The sequence below is a fragment of the Chania multitudinisentens RB-25 genome (assembly GCF_000520015.2).
Lineage (GTDB): Bacteria > Pseudomonadota > Gammaproteobacteria > Enterobacterales > Enterobacteriaceae > Chania > Chania multitudinisentens.
This window is the reverse complement of sequence record NZ_CP007044.2, coordinates 526,024-539,988: the sequence shown is the minus strand read 5'-3', so window position 1 is coordinate 539,988 and position 13,965 is coordinate 526,024. Positions and strand designations below refer to the sequence as shown.

15 protein-coding genes and 1 pseudogene are annotated in these 13,965 nt (G+C 46.6%); 13 read left to right on the top strand and 3 right to left on the bottom strand.

The genetic code is table 11. The annotated features are described in order from the left end of the window. Nucleotides 1-198 precede the first annotated feature (198 nt). The gene (locus tag Z042_RS02355) at nucleotides 199-1,248 is read right to left on the bottom strand and encodes a LacI family DNA-binding transcriptional regulator (protein WP_024912732.1); all 1,050 of its coding nucleotides are present in this window, start codon (nucleotides 1,246-1,248) and stop codon (nucleotides 199-201) included. Nucleotides 1,249-1,468: 220 nt separating this feature from the next. Between Z042_RS02355 and Z042_RS02350 the strand changes: the two genes are divergently transcribed. The 9 genes from Z042_RS02350 (at nucleotide 1,469) to Z042_RS02310 (ending at nucleotide 9,524) form a co-directional block, all read left to right on the top strand. Next, nucleotides 1,469-1,906 (top strand): PTS sugar transporter subunit IIA, encoded by a 438-nt coding sequence (locus tag Z042_RS02350; RefSeq protein ID WP_024912733.1) that lies wholly within the window; start codon nucleotides 1,469-1,471, stop codon nucleotides 1,904-1,906. Nucleotides 1,907-1,919: 13 nt separating this feature from the next. Then, nucleotides 1,920-2,186, top strand: a complete 267-nt coding sequence (locus Z042_RS02345; protein WP_024912734.1) for a PTS sugar transporter subunit IIB — start codon at nucleotides 1,920-1,922, stop codon at nucleotides 2,184-2,186. A gap of 30 nt (nucleotides 2,187-2,216) precedes the next feature. After that, nucleotides 2,217-3,479 carry a PTS ascorbate transporter subunit IIC gene (locus Z042_RS02340; RefSeq protein WP_024912735.1) on the top strand — a complete coding sequence of 421 codons (1,263 nt, stop codon included), beginning with the start codon at nucleotides 2,217-2,219 and terminating at the stop codon, nucleotides 3,477-3,479. Between the two features lie 24 nt (nucleotides 3,480-3,503). Continuing rightward, nucleotides 3,504-4,184, top strand: a complete 681-nt coding sequence (alsE, locus tag Z042_RS02335; RefSeq protein WP_024912736.1) for a D-allulose 6-phosphate 3-epimerase — start codon at nucleotides 3,504-3,506, stop codon at nucleotides 4,182-4,184. Nucleotides 4,185-4,257: 73 nt separating this feature from the next. Then, nucleotides 4,258-5,217 carry a transaldolase gene (gene tal / locus Z042_RS02330; protein WP_024912737.1) on the top strand — a complete coding sequence of 320 codons (960 nt, stop codon included), beginning with the start codon at nucleotides 4,258-4,260 and terminating at the stop codon, nucleotides 5,215-5,217. Further along, a complete protein-coding gene (gene tkt / locus Z042_RS02325) occupies nucleotides 5,217-7,208 on the top strand; it encodes a transketolase (protein WP_024912738.1) in 1,992 nt (663 codons plus the stop codon). The genes tal and tkt overlap by 1 nt, the downstream gene beginning before the upstream one ends. Before the next feature lie 290 nt (nucleotides 7,209-7,498). Then, nucleotides 7,499-7,963, top strand: coding sequence for a PTS sugar transporter subunit IIA (locus tag Z042_RS02320; RefSeq protein ID WP_024912739.1), 465 nt, complete (start codon nucleotides 7,499-7,501; stop codon nucleotides 7,961-7,963). Nucleotides 7,964-8,061: 98 nt separating this feature from the next. Further along, nucleotides 8,062-8,373, top strand: a complete 312-nt coding sequence (locus Z042_RS02315) for a PTS fructose transporter subunit IIB (RefSeq protein WP_024912740.1) — start codon at nucleotides 8,062-8,064, stop codon at nucleotides 8,371-8,373. 44 nt (nucleotides 8,374-8,417) lie between these two features. After that, nucleotides 8,418-9,524, top strand: a complete 1,107-nt coding sequence (locus tag Z042_RS02310) for a PTS fructose transporter subunit IIC (protein WP_024912741.1) — start codon at nucleotides 8,418-8,420, stop codon at nucleotides 9,522-9,524. Nucleotides 9,525-9,730: 206 nt separating this feature from the next. Here the strand turns inward: Z042_RS02310 and Z042_RS02305 are convergent, their stop codons facing one another. After that, nucleotides 9,731-10,627: a formylglycine-generating enzyme family protein gene (locus Z042_RS02305; RefSeq protein WP_024912742.1), complete on the bottom strand. Its 897-nt coding sequence runs from the start codon at nucleotides 10,625-10,627 to the stop codon at nucleotides 9,731-9,733. A gap of 60 nt (nucleotides 10,628-10,687) precedes the next feature. Continuing rightward, entirely contained in the window at nucleotides 10,688-11,524 is an 837-nt protein-coding gene (locus Z042_RS02300) for an SDR family oxidoreductase (protein ID WP_024912743.1), read from the bottom strand. A 135-nt stretch (nucleotides 11,525-11,659) separates the two neighbouring features. Here Z042_RS02300 and Z042_RS26235 point away from each other — a divergent pair, with 135 nt between their 5' ends. From Z042_RS26235 to Z042_RS02285, 4 genes and pseudogenes are all read left to right on the top strand, one after another. Continuing rightward, nucleotides 11,660-11,893, top strand: a complete 234-nt coding sequence (locus Z042_RS26235; protein WP_162149749.1) for a hypothetical protein — start codon at nucleotides 11,660-11,662, stop codon at nucleotides 11,891-11,893. Further along, nucleotides 11,886-11,967, top strand: a pseudogene (locus tag Z042_RS25825) (DDE-type integrase/transposase/recombinase); the annotation flags it as partial. The gene Z042_RS26235 and the pseudogene Z042_RS25825, both read left to right, overlap by 8 nt. A gap of 138 nt (nucleotides 11,968-12,105) precedes the next feature. After that, nucleotides 12,106-13,557 (top strand): metal-dependent hydrolase family protein, encoded by a 1,452-nt coding sequence (locus tag Z042_RS02290; RefSeq protein ID WP_024912745.1) that lies wholly within the window; start codon nucleotides 12,106-12,108, stop codon nucleotides 13,555-13,557. A 55-nt stretch (nucleotides 13,558-13,612) separates the two neighbouring features. Beyond that, nucleotides 13,613-13,963 (top strand): YtcA family lipoprotein, encoded by a 351-nt coding sequence (locus Z042_RS02285; protein ID WP_417903516.1) that lies wholly within the window; start codon nucleotides 13,613-13,615, stop codon nucleotides 13,961-13,963. The last annotated feature ends 2 nt before the right edge of the window (nucleotides 13,964-13,965 follow it).

Below are 13,965 nucleotides of genomic sequence, written 5' to 3'. Positions count from 1 at the left end.
CATTTACCTGACGATAATTATACCAGCCCTTCTTATTGAGATAGCGCTTACCTTTCCCACTCGGCTTCCCGAACTCCTCCGGTAAGACAATATCAGGTAATAGACTGTTTTTCGTTGGCTGAGCTCAGCCAAAGTCGAGAAGATTAAAAAAACAGCCTTAACGTATAATAATTTTCGATATCTAAACTGACCCCAAATTTAACGAGATGTGCTTGCTCTGACTTTTAGCACTGAAGGAATTTCAATGTATTTTTCACCAGGCATATAATTAAGAAGATCAAGGAGGGCTTTCCCTGCTCTAATCCCAATTTCATTCCAGGGAAACTCAACGCTCGTCAAGGAAGGGGAGCATACCATTGATAACGCACCACCTCCTAAACTCGCAATGGAAACTGTGTTGGGGATTTTTATACCAGCACTGTGGCATGCCATCATACATCCACACGCCATTTCGTCCGATGTGCAAATTAACGCGTCCAGATCATCCCAGGTAATCATCATATCCCTGAAAATATTCACTCCAGTGGTGATTGTTGATGGCAAATGGGTTGTCACTACTCTGTGCGGAGAGCGATTCAGAGCGAGCATCGCAGTATTCCAGCCGCTTAATACCTGCCGAAACATCGTATTGTTGGCTGGTGTGCAGAGCAACGCAATGTTTTTCAATGAAGAATTGGCCAGATGTGTGACGAGCTTTTTAATTGCCTTGCCGTAATCCACCCCAACACTCATACCAATGGAATGTGGATTTAGCGCACCGATTTCAAGTATTGGCACATCAACATTTGAAAGCAGTTTGGTACAACTCTCGATGGTGTCGATATTGAACTGAATGATCGCTGCCGGATTATACGCGAGGATTTTTTCAAACGTTTTTTGTTCACTTTGACCATCATGGCCAGATTCCATGAACATCATGGTATAGCCGCGTTCGGACAGTACAGTTTGCAGCGATTCAGATACCGTCAAAAAGCCAGGCGAAGAGAACGTTGGGGCCACAACCAGAATGAGATCGGAGTGCACCGAAGCGAGATTGCGTGCCTGGAGGTTTGGTACATAGCCAAGTTCACTGACTGCGGCATCAATGCGATCACGAAGGTCGGGATTCACTTTTTCAGGCATTCTTAATGCACGCGAGACAGTCATTGCACTCACGCCGACAAACTCAGCCACTTCGGTCAGGGTAATCTTGCCAGTTCCCTTACGACGTTTTTCTTTCGGGCTACCGTCTGCGTCTGAAATCTGCACAAAAATCTCCAACAATTTGAAAAATAAGAAAATAGTGAAAGAACATCTAGGGTACGTATTATAACTTAGCACAGCGCAGGTGTAAGCACATTATGAGTTTTGTTAGCGGTAACTCAATTTTTAACATTTTCCTATGTTAGCGCTAACTTTGAGAGATTGATCACGGTTGTATTTTATTTGGCTGTTTATAGTTCACCATATTGAGGTCTCAGGAGGAAGTATGATTAGCGACTGGTTAACATCAGATAAAATAAAGGCTATCGACTCGATTGATAATTGGAAAAATGCAGTTCTGCTTTCAGCAGAGCCCTTGCTTACGCAAGGTTATGTGACTTCAAATTATATTGAAGCGATTTTTAAAAGCCATGAAGAATTAGGTCCGTATTATGTATTAGCTCCGGGCTTAGCCATGCCACATGCCCGGCCTGAGCAAGGTGCGATAAAGAATGGCCTGTCACTTCTTCATATTAGAGATGGCGTTTCATTTTCCTCTGATGAGAATGACCCCGTATACGTCGTAATTATGCTATGTGCACATTCCGGGGATGAACATATCACCATGATCACTGAACTGGCAGAGATTTTTAGTGATGAAGATAAGTTAAGTCGATTGTTAAAAGCAGCCGATCTCAATGCAATTCAGGCAGCAATTAACTGAAAGGATAAATGTTATGAAAAAAGTACTCATCGTGTGTGGTAATGGCTTAGGTAGCAGCTTTATTGTTGAAATGAATGTAAAAAAAATCCTTAAAGAAATTAATAAAGATGCAGAAGTCGCTCATACCGATATGACTTCTGCGAAAAGCGAATCCGCAGATATTATTCTCAGCGCAAAAGATATTGCTGAACATCTCAGCGGCCATTCCGCAAAAGTTTTTGGGTTAAGCAATTTACTGGACAACAATAAAATTAAAGAAATTTTAGAAGAAAACATCTAAGCAATTTCTATCTGATTCGTGGAGTTTATTATGCTTCATTTCATTATTTACGATGTGCTAGGGACACCGGCGATTCTTGTTGGGTTATTTTCGCTAATCGGCCTGTTGTTGCAAGAAAAAGCAGTGTCAGAGGTTATTTCTGGCACACTAAAAACAATAATGGGCTTTGTTATTTTAACTTCTGGCGCAGGTATCATCGCCAATACATTAACAATCTTTAGCCAGTTATTTGAATATTCCTTCCATATCCAGGGAGTTGTTCCTAATACTGATGCCATGGCTGCTCTAGCGCAGAAAAATTACGGTACAGCAACCGCCATGATTATGGTTTTAGGTATGCTTATCAATATCGTCCTTGCACGTTTAACGCCGTTGAAATACATCTTTCTGACAGGGCACCATACCCTCTACATGGCAGCAATGCTGGCGGTAATTTTGTCTGTAGGTGGTTTGTCCGGGTTCTGGGTTGTTGCTATCGGCGCGATCATTCTGGGCGCAATGATGGTGATTTCACCTGCAATTTTGCAGCCGTTTACCCGAAAAATTACTAACACAGACGATCTTGCCTTGGGGCATTTTGGTTCCACCGGTTACCTGATTTCCGCGCTTGTTGGCAAAGTTGTAGGCAAGGGAAGCCCCTCCATTGAAGAAGTTAAAGTTCCTAAGTCTCTGAACTTTCTTCGTGATTCGTCTGTAGCGATCTCTCTCACCATGATGATTCTTTTCCTGGTGTTAGTGAGCGTTGCGGGCAAATCCTTTGTTGAGGAAACGCTGAGTGCAGGTCAGAACTATATTATCTTCGCCATTATCCAGTCCCTCACATTTGCAGCAGGCGTCTATATCATCCTGGCAGGCGTGCGCATGGTGATTGCAGAGATCGTCCCGGCTTTTAAAGGTATTGCGGACAAATTAGTGAAAGATGCAAAACCTGCGCTGGACTGCCCGACAGTCTTTCCCTTTGCCCCCAATGCCGTCATCGTCGGGTTTCTCTCCAGCTTTGTGGCAGGGTTGGTAAGCATGTTCCTTTGCCCGATGTTCGGTTTGAGTGTCATCGTACCGGGACTGGTTCCACACTTCTTCTGCGGTGCAACGGCAGGCGTTTACGGCAACATTACTGGCGGGCGTCGCGGTGCAGTTGTGGGGGCGTTTGCCCACGGCCTGCTTATTTCGTTCTTGCCCGCCATTCTTCTGCCAATGATGGGTGATATGGGACTGGGTTCCACCACGTTTGGTGACGCTGATTTCGGGGTCGTAGGGATCATTCTGAGTCATATCATTGCAATTTTTAACTAACTATTTTTATATCGGAGGTAGTTTATGGGCGCTAAATTTTCACCATCATTAATGTGTATGGATTTGACACTGTTCAAAGAGCAAATCACGGCAATGAATAACAAAGCGGATTTTTATCATGTCGATATTATGGATGGGAGCTACGTCCGTAATATTACGCTTTCTCCTTTTTTTATTGAGAATCTGAAAAAAATCACAACTGTACCCATTGATGTGCATCTGATGGTTAACCATCCAGAAGATATCATTCCAATGTGCCTTGATGCAGAGGCTGATATTATCAGCTTCCACCCAGAAACTGCGAATAACAAAATTTTCCGGCTTCTTAATCAGATCAAGGATGCGGGCAAAAAATGCGGTGTGGTTCTTAATCCGGCAACCCCGGCGGAAAGTATTACAGAATATGCGCACTTGCTGGATAAAGTTACCGTAATGTCGGTTGACCCTGGTTATGCCGGTCAAAAATTCATTCCTGAATCACTTAACAAAATAAAAAAACTCATCAATATGCGCGAATATAATGATTACCATTATCTGACTGAAATTGATGGGTCATGTAATGAAAAAACATTCAGGCAGATTGCTGCGTCAGGAGTGGATGTATATATCGTTGGAACATCCGGCTTGTTTTCTTTGCATGCTGATGTTAGCCAGGCATGGGATAAGATGATCGATATTTTCCATCGTGAAACTATTTCTGCATAATATTTTATTCATGTCTTAATTTTTGTTGTATTTCGATCTGAAATTCAGCATATATTTAAAGCTAGGAACTAACATGACGGCACTTGACACCTTGAAAGAACTAACCAGCATTGTGGTTGACAGTGGTGATTTGTCTTCAATTATACAATTACATCCCGAAGATGCTACGACTAACCCTTCTCTTATTCTCAAAGCCGCAGCCATTCAGGAATATGAGCCACTAATTAAAGACGCAGTTCAGTTCGCCAAATCAAAAACCGACAACCAACAATCACAGACTGTCATTGCCTGTGAAAAGCTGGCGGTTAATATTGGTTGTGAAATCCTTAAAAATATACCAGGGCGTATATCAACAGAAATAGATGCCCGTCTTTCTTTTAATACCAAAGCCTGCGTTGAGCGAGCGAAACGTATTATCGAACTTTATCAATTGCAGGGCATCGATAAATCACGCGTGCTGGTTAAAATCGCCGCCACATGGGAAGGGATCAAGGCGGCTGAAATACTCGAAAAAGAGGGTATCAACTGTAACCTGACACTCATTTTCGCCTTTGCACAGGCCAGAGCTTGCGCTGAAGCGAATGTCTTTTTGATTTCGCCATTTGTCGGCCGCATTTACGACTGGTACCAGAAAGCGAATCCGGTCAGTGAGTATGATTCGGAACAGGATGAGGGTGTTAAATCTGTTCGCACTATTTTTAACTACTTTAAACAGCACGGTTACCCAACCGTGGTCATGGGAGCAAGTTTCCGTAAAGTAGAACAGGTGCTGGCTCTGGCAGGTTGCGACAAACTTACCGTTTCTCCGCAATTGCTTCAAACGCTGGATAAAGGCCATTACAACATTGTCCGGCATCTGCATATACCTACACAAACACATGCCAGACCCTCACCCATCACTGAGGCTGATTTCCGCTGGCAATTTAATGAAGATGCAATGGCTGTAGAGAAACTTGCAGAGGGCATACGGTTATTCGCAGAAGACCAGCGCAAACTGGAAGCGATGATCACACTTCATTTAGAGAAAGCATAATGATTACACGTAAAGTTCTAGCCAATACGATACGCGCATTATCAATGGATGCGGTGCAGAGAGCGAATTCTGGTCATCCGGGAGCCCCGATGGGGATGGCTGACATCGCCGAAGTTCTGTGGCGTGATTTCCTTAAACACAACCCTGTCAACCCAGCTTGGCCCGATCGCGACCGCTTCGTATTGTCCAACGGCCACGGTTCCATGCTGATTTACAGCCTGCTACATCTCACTGGCTACGACTTGCCGATGTCCGAGCTGCAGAATTTCCGTCAGTTGCACTCCAAAACTCCAGGCCACCCTGAAGTGGGCTACACCGCAGGTGTGGAAACCACTACTGGCCCGCTGGGGCAGGGTATTGCGAATGCGGTTGGTATGGCTATTGCGGAAAAAACGCTGGCGGCGCAGTTCAACCGTCCAGGCCACGACATCGTTGACCACTTTACCTACGCATTTATGGGCGACGGTTGCATGATGGAAGGTATCTCTCATGAGGTATGTTCTCTGGCAGGCACCCTGAAACTGGGCAAATTGGTTGCTTTCTACGATGACAACGGTATTTCTATCGATGGTCACGTTGAAGGCTGGTTCACCGACGATACAGCTCAACGCTTCGAAGCCTACGGCTGGCACGTTGTACGCGGTGTTGATGGTCACGATGCAGACGCCATCAAACGCGCAATAGAAGAAGCACGTGCGGTAACCGACAAACCATCCCTGCTGATGTGCAAAACCATCATCGGTTTTGGTTCCCCGAACAAAGCCGGTACGCATGACTCTCACGGTGCGCCGCTGGGCGACGCTGAAATCGCGTTGACCCGTGAAAAACTGGGCTGGAAATACGCGCCTTTCGAAATCCCGTCTGAAATCTACGCTCAGTGGGATGCGAAAGAAGCAGGTCAGGCGAAAGAATCCGCCTGGAACGAAAAATTCGCTGCTTACGCGAAAGCCTTCCCGCAGGAAGCGGCTGAATTCACACGTCGAATGAAAGGCGAAATGCCGTCTGATTTCGACGCGAAAGCAAAAGCATTCATCGCTCAGTTGCAGGCGAACCCGGCGAAAATCGCCAGCCGTAAAGCATCTCAGAATGCTATCGAAACCTTCGGCCCGCTGCTGCCGGAATTCCTGGGCGGCTCCGCTGACCTGGCTCCGTCTAACCTGACCCTGTGGTCTGGTTCTAAAGCGGTCAACGAAGACACCGCCGGTAATTACATCCATTACGGTGTACGTGAATTCGGTATGACCGCGATTGCGAATGGTATCTCTCTGCACGGTGGTTTCCTGCCGTATACCTCTACTTTCTTGATGTTCGTAGAATACGCACGTAACGCCGTACGTATGGCTGCGCTGATGAAACAGCGTCAGGTAATGGTCTACACACACGACTCCATCGGTTTGGGCGAAGATGGCCCGACTCACCAGCCGGTAGAGCAGGTGGCTTCTCTGCGCATGACCCCGAACATGTCTACGTGGCGCCCGTGTGACCAGGTTGAATCCGCGGTAGCGTGGAAATATGGTGTAGAGCGCCAGGACGGCCCGACCGCGCTCATTCTCTCTCGTCAGAACCTGACGCAGCAGGAACGTACCCCAGAGCAGTTGGCTAACATCGCTCGCGGTGGTTACGTACTGAAAGATTGTGCTGGTCAGCCGGAACTGATCTTCATTGCCACCGGTTCTGAAGTTGAACTGGCCGTAGCGGCATACGAAAAACTGACTGCCGAAGGCGTGAAAGCGCGCGTGGTTTCCATGCCGTCTACTGACGCGTTTGACAAGCAGGATGCGGTTTACCGGGAATCCGTGTTGCCGAAAACCGTTTCCGCACGCGTTGCTGTGGAAGCCGGTATTGCAGACTACTGGTTTAAATACGTTGGCCTGAACGGCGCTATCGTTGGCATGACCACTTTCGGGGAGTCTGCTCCGGCAGAGTTACTGTTCGAAGAGTTTGGGTTCACCATTGAGGATGTGGTGGCCAAAGCAAGAAGTATTATGTAAAAGTCCATCTTATCAAGGGTATATATTTATATCCCCTGATAAAGTGATCAGTTCTTCACTATAGCGCCTGTTATCATTTTAATTAGCGCTTACAGGCGGGACTGAATAACGGTAATGCGCTGGTCGTGGGTAGTATTCATTCTCCGATTGGGAAAGTGCCATCATGCCAGTGGTGCATGTCACTGCATTTCTTAATTATGTGGGTTACCAGCGTATTACCGAAAAAATAATAACAGAGACGTTGCATATCCTGTTATTAAACCTATATCTAATTTTAATGAAGGTGAATTATGGATATTTCGACAGTACTTAATGTAAAAAACATCAAATTAAGCATGGTGGCCAGAAGTAAAAAAGAAGCAATTGAAGAGTTAACTGACTTATTAGTGCAGGATGGCTCTGTTATTAATAAAGATGACTTTATTAGGGATGTCTGGCTACGCGAGGAACAAGGATCAACTGGATTCGAAAATCATATTGCGATCCCGCATGGAAAATCCTCGGGAGTAGCCCATACAGCGTTGGCCATTGGACGTACCCAACATGAGATCCCTTGGGAAACCATGGATGGTAGCGATGTTCGCTGTATTATTTTATTTGCCGTATGCTTGGTTGATCAAAATACGACTCACATTCGTTTGTTATCACAAGTTTCAGGCTCATTAGCAGACGAGGAAATAATAGATAAATTGTTGAAAGAAACTGACCCACAAAAAATCATTGAGCTTTTTAATTCAGAATCTGAAGCATATTAATGCTTAATTACGCTTAATTACGCTTAATTACGCTTAATTATTTTCTTGCCATTACATGGCGATTTACAACATATTAGAACAAATAATGGAGAATGACTATGAACATTGTAGGGGTTACAGCCTGTACTGTAGGTATTGCACATACCTATATTGCACAAAAGAAAATTGAAATAGCAGCAAAAAAAGCTGGGCATAATGTCAAGATTGAAACTCAGGGGACTATTGGTATTGAAAACCAATTAACAGACGATGAGATTGCACAAGCAGATATCGTCCTGTTGGCGGCTGATGTTAAAGTTTCTGGAGAAGAAAGGTTCGCGGGAAAGAAAATAGTTAAAGTATCAACAGAAACGGCTGTTAAATCTCCAAATAAACTTATTGAAAAGCTCAGTGAATTAGTAAATTCATAACTATTCACCAATGTTTATCTAATATACGTTAAAGGGTGTAATCCATGAGTATAAAAGAAATATGGAAAGCCGCAAATCCTAAAGGCCATCTGCTAACCGCTATCTCGTTCCTAATTCCAATTGTCTGTGGTGCCGGATTTATTATTGCTATCGGTATGGGGCTTGGAGGTACGGTTCAAGATACTCTAGTTCTGGGGCAATTTGATTTGTGGCAGGCCTTAGCCACTATGGGGGCTAAGGCACTCGGACTATTACCCGTTGTTATTGCAATCGGAATCTCTGGTTCGATCGCTGGCAAGCCCGGCATTGCGCCCGGTTTTGTCGTAGGCTTGGCAGCTAATGCTATTAGTGCGGGCTTTATCGGTGGCATGATCGGTGGTTATATTTCTGGGTATATTGCTCTTGCTATCATTAAAAATGTGAAGGTTCCGAGTTGGGCACGTGGTTTAATGCCTACATTGATTGTTCCTTTTTTTGCATCCCTTATCAGTTGTCTGATCATGGTCTATATCATCGGTGCTCCTATTGGTATTTTTACCGATGCACTAACATCCTTCCTTAGAAGCATGGGCACTTCATCTAATTTGCTTTTAGGTGCTGTTATTGGAGCTTTGTGTATTGTTGATTTTGGCGGGCCGATAAACAAAACTTGCTTCGCATTCGTCTTGACACTTCAAGCACAGGGTGTCAACGAGCCAATTACTGCACTTCAGTTAGTTAACACTGCAACACCTATCGGTTTTGGGCTTGCTTATTTTATTGGCAAACTGCTACGTAAAAATATTTATAATAACGAAGAGGTCGAAACGTTAAAATCGGCAGTTCCTATGGGGATAGTGAATATTGTTGAGGGAGCTATACCTATCGTTATGAATGATATCGTTCGTGGTATTACTGCTGCTGCAATTGGTGGGGCTTGTGGTGGTGCGATCACCATGGTATATGGTGCTGACGCAACGGTACCTTTCGGTGGGGTTTTGATGATTCCAACAATGTCACAACCAATGGCGGGTGTCATGGCATTGCTAGTCAATATATTAGTAACGGGTGTTGTCTACGCCGTTATCAAAAAAGACGTTCCACGTGATGTTATTATAAATAATGACTCTGAAGAGGAGGATATCGATTTGGATGATATTAAAATAAGCTGAAATTATCCAAGATTAATTATGTTATATTAAAATAGGATATCCATCATATTATAAACGATCTGGTATAACTGTGTTGATGGAGTTTTTTATTATCACACTGTATAATATTTAGATCGTTTTATTTAGTCATTAATATCTTCTTCTCTTAAGGGATTATGCGGTAATTTCTACAATAACCCCCTAAGCAATTTTTACCATGTCGAAAATTACTCTTTTTCTCTTACCAGTCTGAAACCAATACTTATTCCCCGATAATCTTCAGGGTAAGGTTTTCTCCACGCGCTGTGCCATCCATCAGCAGTACTGTGCCAGCTTCCTCCTCGCACAACTCTTTGTGAGCCTTGCGAGGGGCCTTGAGGATCCACTGGCGGGCTTTGGGCGTAATAATCGGTGCTGTAATAGTCATTTACCCACTCCCAGGTGTTTCCATAAATATCATTAACCCCCCAAGGGTTAGGCTGTTTTTTACCGACTGGATGAGTACCACCGGTAGCAAAGTTTTCGCCATACCAGGCATAATCGGCAAGCCGTGCCGGATCGTCGCCAAAAAAATATCGCCCCGTGGTTCCTGCTCGTGCGACATATTCCCATTCGGCCTCCGTAGGTAACCGATAGCGATTCGTTCCTTCCCTTTGGTTCAGTTTAGAGATGAATGCCTGAGCATCCTGCCATGACACTGTGGCAGGATGGTTGGGTCTGGTAATTCGTTTGGCCATACCTGGCAATTGGTAGAACGGGTTGGAGCGATCGCGGGAGTAGGGAGCCTCTCCCATAACTTCTTCCCAGTCCTTTTGGGTAACTTCAAATTGGCCGATATAAAAAGCTTTGCTGAGAGTAACGGAATGCGCTGGCTTTTCCCTGCTGTCAGCGTCGGCTTCTGTTGATCCCATCAGAAATGTGCCTTGAGGTATTGTTACAAATCTCATGCCTAACGAGTTAGTCCAGGTATTGGCCGCGCGTTGGCTTTCTCGCTCAGCCTGGTTTCTTGCTGTGGGCACGTTTTCCTCTGCTATTGCCAGGCTCAAAGGCAACCAAATGATCAATAATGGCAAAAGTGATTGAGGAAAAATATTATCGCGGTAGCCAAGTCTGTTTTTGTTCATAGGTCCTCAGGAGTGGGATCGCTGCATCACGAACGGGATGGGTCTCCTATCATTCAGGTATTATGGATTTTTCGTCGGTGCTAAATCCCCATACCAATATGACGCAGTGACACCGCCATCCATCAAGAAGTCACTACCGGTTATAAAGGTGCCCTCCGGCCCCATCAGCAATGCGGCCAGCGCCCCGACTTCATCGGGAGTACCTCCCCGGCCCACTGGTGATTTCTCAAGCATGGTGCGATACCCAGCCCCACGGGGACCACTGAGCTCATCATTGGCGAGCGGAGTAAAAATGATGCCAGGGCTTATCGTATTCACACGAGCCCCCCGTTTCCCCCATTTCACCGCTTCTGCCATCACCCGTAATGCGTTGCCGCGTTTTGAAATTTGATAGGCATAGAGCGGATCTGTAACGAGATCAGGTTGCAACATTGGCAGTTTTAATAGCACTTCGGTGGGGGTTGTCGCCAATGCAGCATTCTGTTCTACGGAAAGTGACGGTAAGCGATGGCCTGATTGAGAAGCGATCACGATCCCCGTTCCCCCTTTGGCTATGATATTGCCGAATTCCTCCAGCACGACGGCGGTACCGTAGAGGTCAACGGCCAGGATGGTCTCAGGTGAGGCTTGAGACGGTGACACGCCCGCGGCATGGATTACCCCCATGACATTACCTAGCGATTGGGCCTTTTCCACCAAAGCCTGAACGGACTCACGGCTCGACACATTAACGACGGTGGTATAGACCTCAAAACCGGCATCACTGAAAACCTTGGCGGCAGCATCAACATTTTGCTGATTCAGATCCGCAAACAGTACGCGTTTACCTGCACTGACTCGGCGAGCAATCGCCTGGCCGATGGAGCCCGCTCCAATAACCACGTTAACATCTTTCATCTTTACTCCTCATCAACAATGACGTGTGCAATGTGCATTGCGCCAAGGCCCGAATTTATAAAACAAGCGTCTTTTGTGATGTTAAGAGTACACATCCCGTCTGCAGAGATAATCCCGTTAAATCGGTATAACTTTATGAATGACATTCATAAATATATTCACTCTAAACAGGAGGTTGAACGCCAGACGTTTCGGCCCCCATTATTGCCAGGAGAAAAGCAGGGGGAATATGACCACGTGACTGGCGAGGCCCCGCCAAACAAGGTGCATGGCTTCCTTTCGTGGAAATTCGAACTCACCGTTCTCAGCTTACGCAATCAGAAAGAGATCATGGCAGAGCGCGGTAGCTCGGCGGTGGTGAATGGATGAGACTTATCATCAAAATTAAAGGCCAGTGGCGATATTTGTATCGGGCTGTGGACGGCGACGGCCACGATTTTTTATTTAATTAACAGGACATTCGCGATTCTACGTATTAAGGCGGTGTCAGATAATAAAATGCGTTATTAGAAATACACGATACAATTATGCTGAATGTATTCCGAAGTTTATGTGATTAAACTTATAAGGAGCGTTGCGTTATGCGGCCATTACCTTCGATTCAGCCTGCCCATGAACATTCTGAAGCCTGTCTCTGCCACAGCCCCGCATTTGTCCGCATCAATACGGTGCTGACCCAGCAAGCGGCTAAAGCGCCGCCGATTACAGCAGCAACGGTCTCTGCGGCAATACCTGGGCAGCAAGCGCAGCATGGCAAGGGAACCGCCGCCGCCGCGCAGTTGAAAGCATTTATTAACGTCCGCATTTTCGATGGTGTTTCTGACCATTTGCGGGATGGCCTGCAAGTGATTGTTGAAGGCAATAAGATCAAGTCCGTAGAGCCTGCGGAGACGCCTTTGCCCGCGGAGGTTGAAATCATTGACGGTGCAGGAGGCGTCCTGATGCCAGGGCTGATTGACGCCCACTGGCATGCCATTATGGCTCGCCCATCAATGATGACAGCGATGACAGCTGACTTTAATTATATCCAGGCACTGGCTATCGCGGAGGCGCAGGCGACAGTGCTGCGCGGATTTACGACGGTGCGTGATATGGGGGGACCGGTTTTTGGCCTGAAACGCGCGATTGACGAGCAAATTACGATCGGGCCGCGAATTTATCCGTCCGGGGCCTTCATTTCCCAAACGGGTGGGCACGGTGATTTCCGTATGCTTAACGAAGTACCGCGTGCACCGGCAGATCACCTTAGCTATATCGAGCGAGTAGGAATTACGGCGATTGCGGATGGGGCCGATCAGGTTCTGTTACGCGCCAGAGAACAACTGATGCGCGGTGCCTCGCAGGTTAAGTTTATGGCGGGCGGTGGCGTGGCCTCGTTGTATGACGGCATTGACGTTACCGAAGGCTCAGTGCCAGAAATTGCGGCAGCAGTCATGGCCGCAGAAAACTGGGGGACCTACGTCACGGTCCACGCTTATACGGCGCGCGCCGTCACTATGGCGATTAAAGGCGGCGTGAAATGTATTGAGCATGGTCAGTTGGTCGATGAAGAAACGGTGCAATTGATGGCGAAGCAGCAGCTATGGTGGTGTCTACAGCCTTTCCTTGATGATGAGGATGCGGTGCCGATGGTAAACCCGGCTTCACGTGCCAAGCAACTTGTGATGTCTGCGGGCACCGATACGGCTTATAAACTCGCGAAAAAATATGAGATTAAAACCGCCTGGGGCACTGATACCCTGTTTGATGCCCGGCTCGCTACCCGCCAGGGCGCTCAGTTAGCCAAGCTTGTGCGTTGGTATACGCCTCTGGAAATCTTGAAAATGGCCACCAGCGTTAACGCGCAGCTCTGTGCTTTGTCTGGCCCGCGTAATCCCTATCCCAATAAGTTGGGGGTGGTGGAAGCCGGTGCACTGGCGGATATGATTGTGGTTGACGGCGATCCGCTGGCGGACATTCAACTGATTGCCCAGCCTGAGCAAGCGTTCCGCGTCATCATGAAAGACGGTCATATTTATAAAAATACGCTGTGATGTCTACCGCCGGATTTTGATAAAGAACATCGGATGATGAGCATGACGACAATAGGTGAATGAGATGAGCAAGGCGACTTTCTTTCGCTGGTGGCGGGGGGCTTTTTTCAGGTGCCAAGGGCGCAGCGAGCAGGCCCAGCGGCGCAGATCGTTAATGTTATTACTGGTTGCTTTCTTGAGCCTGAGTGGTTGTGTTAATGCCAAGGCACCGGCATTTTCCTTATTGGGTTCCTATTTTCCTTCGTGGATCGCCTGTGCCGTGATTGGCATCGTCGTGGCGATCATCGCGCGCGTACTTTTTATTCGTGTGGGAATTGATGAGGTGCTTCCATGGCGGTTATTTGTCTATGTATGCCTGGCGCTTGCCATGGCTTGTCTGTCATCCCTATTGATATTTGCGCGCTAAGA

What these genes read in the sequence shown, in the direction of transcription:
- Z042_RS26235 (WP_162149749.1), top strand. Translation starts at nt 11,660, where the DNA reads ATGAATGACATTCATAAATATATTCACTCTAAACAGGAGGTTGAACGC.
- alsE (WP_024912736.1), top strand. Translation starts at nt 3,504, where the DNA reads ATGGGCGCTAAATTTTCACCATCATTAATGTGTATGGATTTGACACTG.
- Z042_RS02305 (WP_024912742.1), bottom strand. Translation starts at nt 10,627, where the DNA reads ATGAACAAAAACAGACTTGGCTACCGCGATAATATTTTTCCTCAATCA.
- Z042_RS02290 (WP_024912745.1), top strand. Translation starts at nt 12,106, where the DNA reads ATGCGGCCATTACCTTCGATTCAGCCTGCCCATGAACATTCTGAAGCC.
- Z042_RS02345 (WP_024912734.1), top strand. Translation starts at nt 1,920, where the DNA reads ATGAAAAAAGTACTCATCGTGTGTGGTAATGGCTTAGGTAGCAGCTTT.
- Z042_RS02350 (WP_024912733.1), top strand. Translation starts at nt 1,469, where the DNA reads ATGATTAGCGACTGGTTAACATCAGATAAAATAAAGGCTATCGACTCG.
- Z042_RS02315 (WP_024912740.1), top strand. Translation starts at nt 8,062, where the DNA reads ATGAACATTGTAGGGGTTACAGCCTGTACTGTAGGTATTGCACATACC.
- Z042_RS02320 (WP_024912739.1), top strand. Translation starts at nt 7,499, where the DNA reads ATGGATATTTCGACAGTACTTAATGTAAAAAACATCAAATTAAGCATG.
- Z042_RS02300 (WP_024912743.1), bottom strand. Translation starts at nt 11,524, where the DNA reads ATGAAAGATGTTAACGTGGTTATTGGAGCGGGCTCCATCGGCCAGGCG.
- tal (WP_024912737.1), top strand. Translation starts at nt 4,258, where the DNA reads ATGACGGCACTTGACACCTTGAAAGAACTAACCAGCATTGTGGTTGAC.
- Z042_RS02310 (WP_024912741.1), top strand. Translation starts at nt 8,418, where the DNA reads ATGAGTATAAAAGAAATATGGAAAGCCGCAAATCCTAAAGGCCATCTG.
- Z042_RS02340 (WP_024912735.1), top strand. Translation starts at nt 2,217, where the DNA reads ATGCTTCATTTCATTATTTACGATGTGCTAGGGACACCGGCGATTCTT.
- tkt (WP_024912738.1), top strand. Translation starts at nt 5,217, where the DNA reads ATGATTACACGTAAAGTTCTAGCCAATACGATACGCGCATTATCAATG.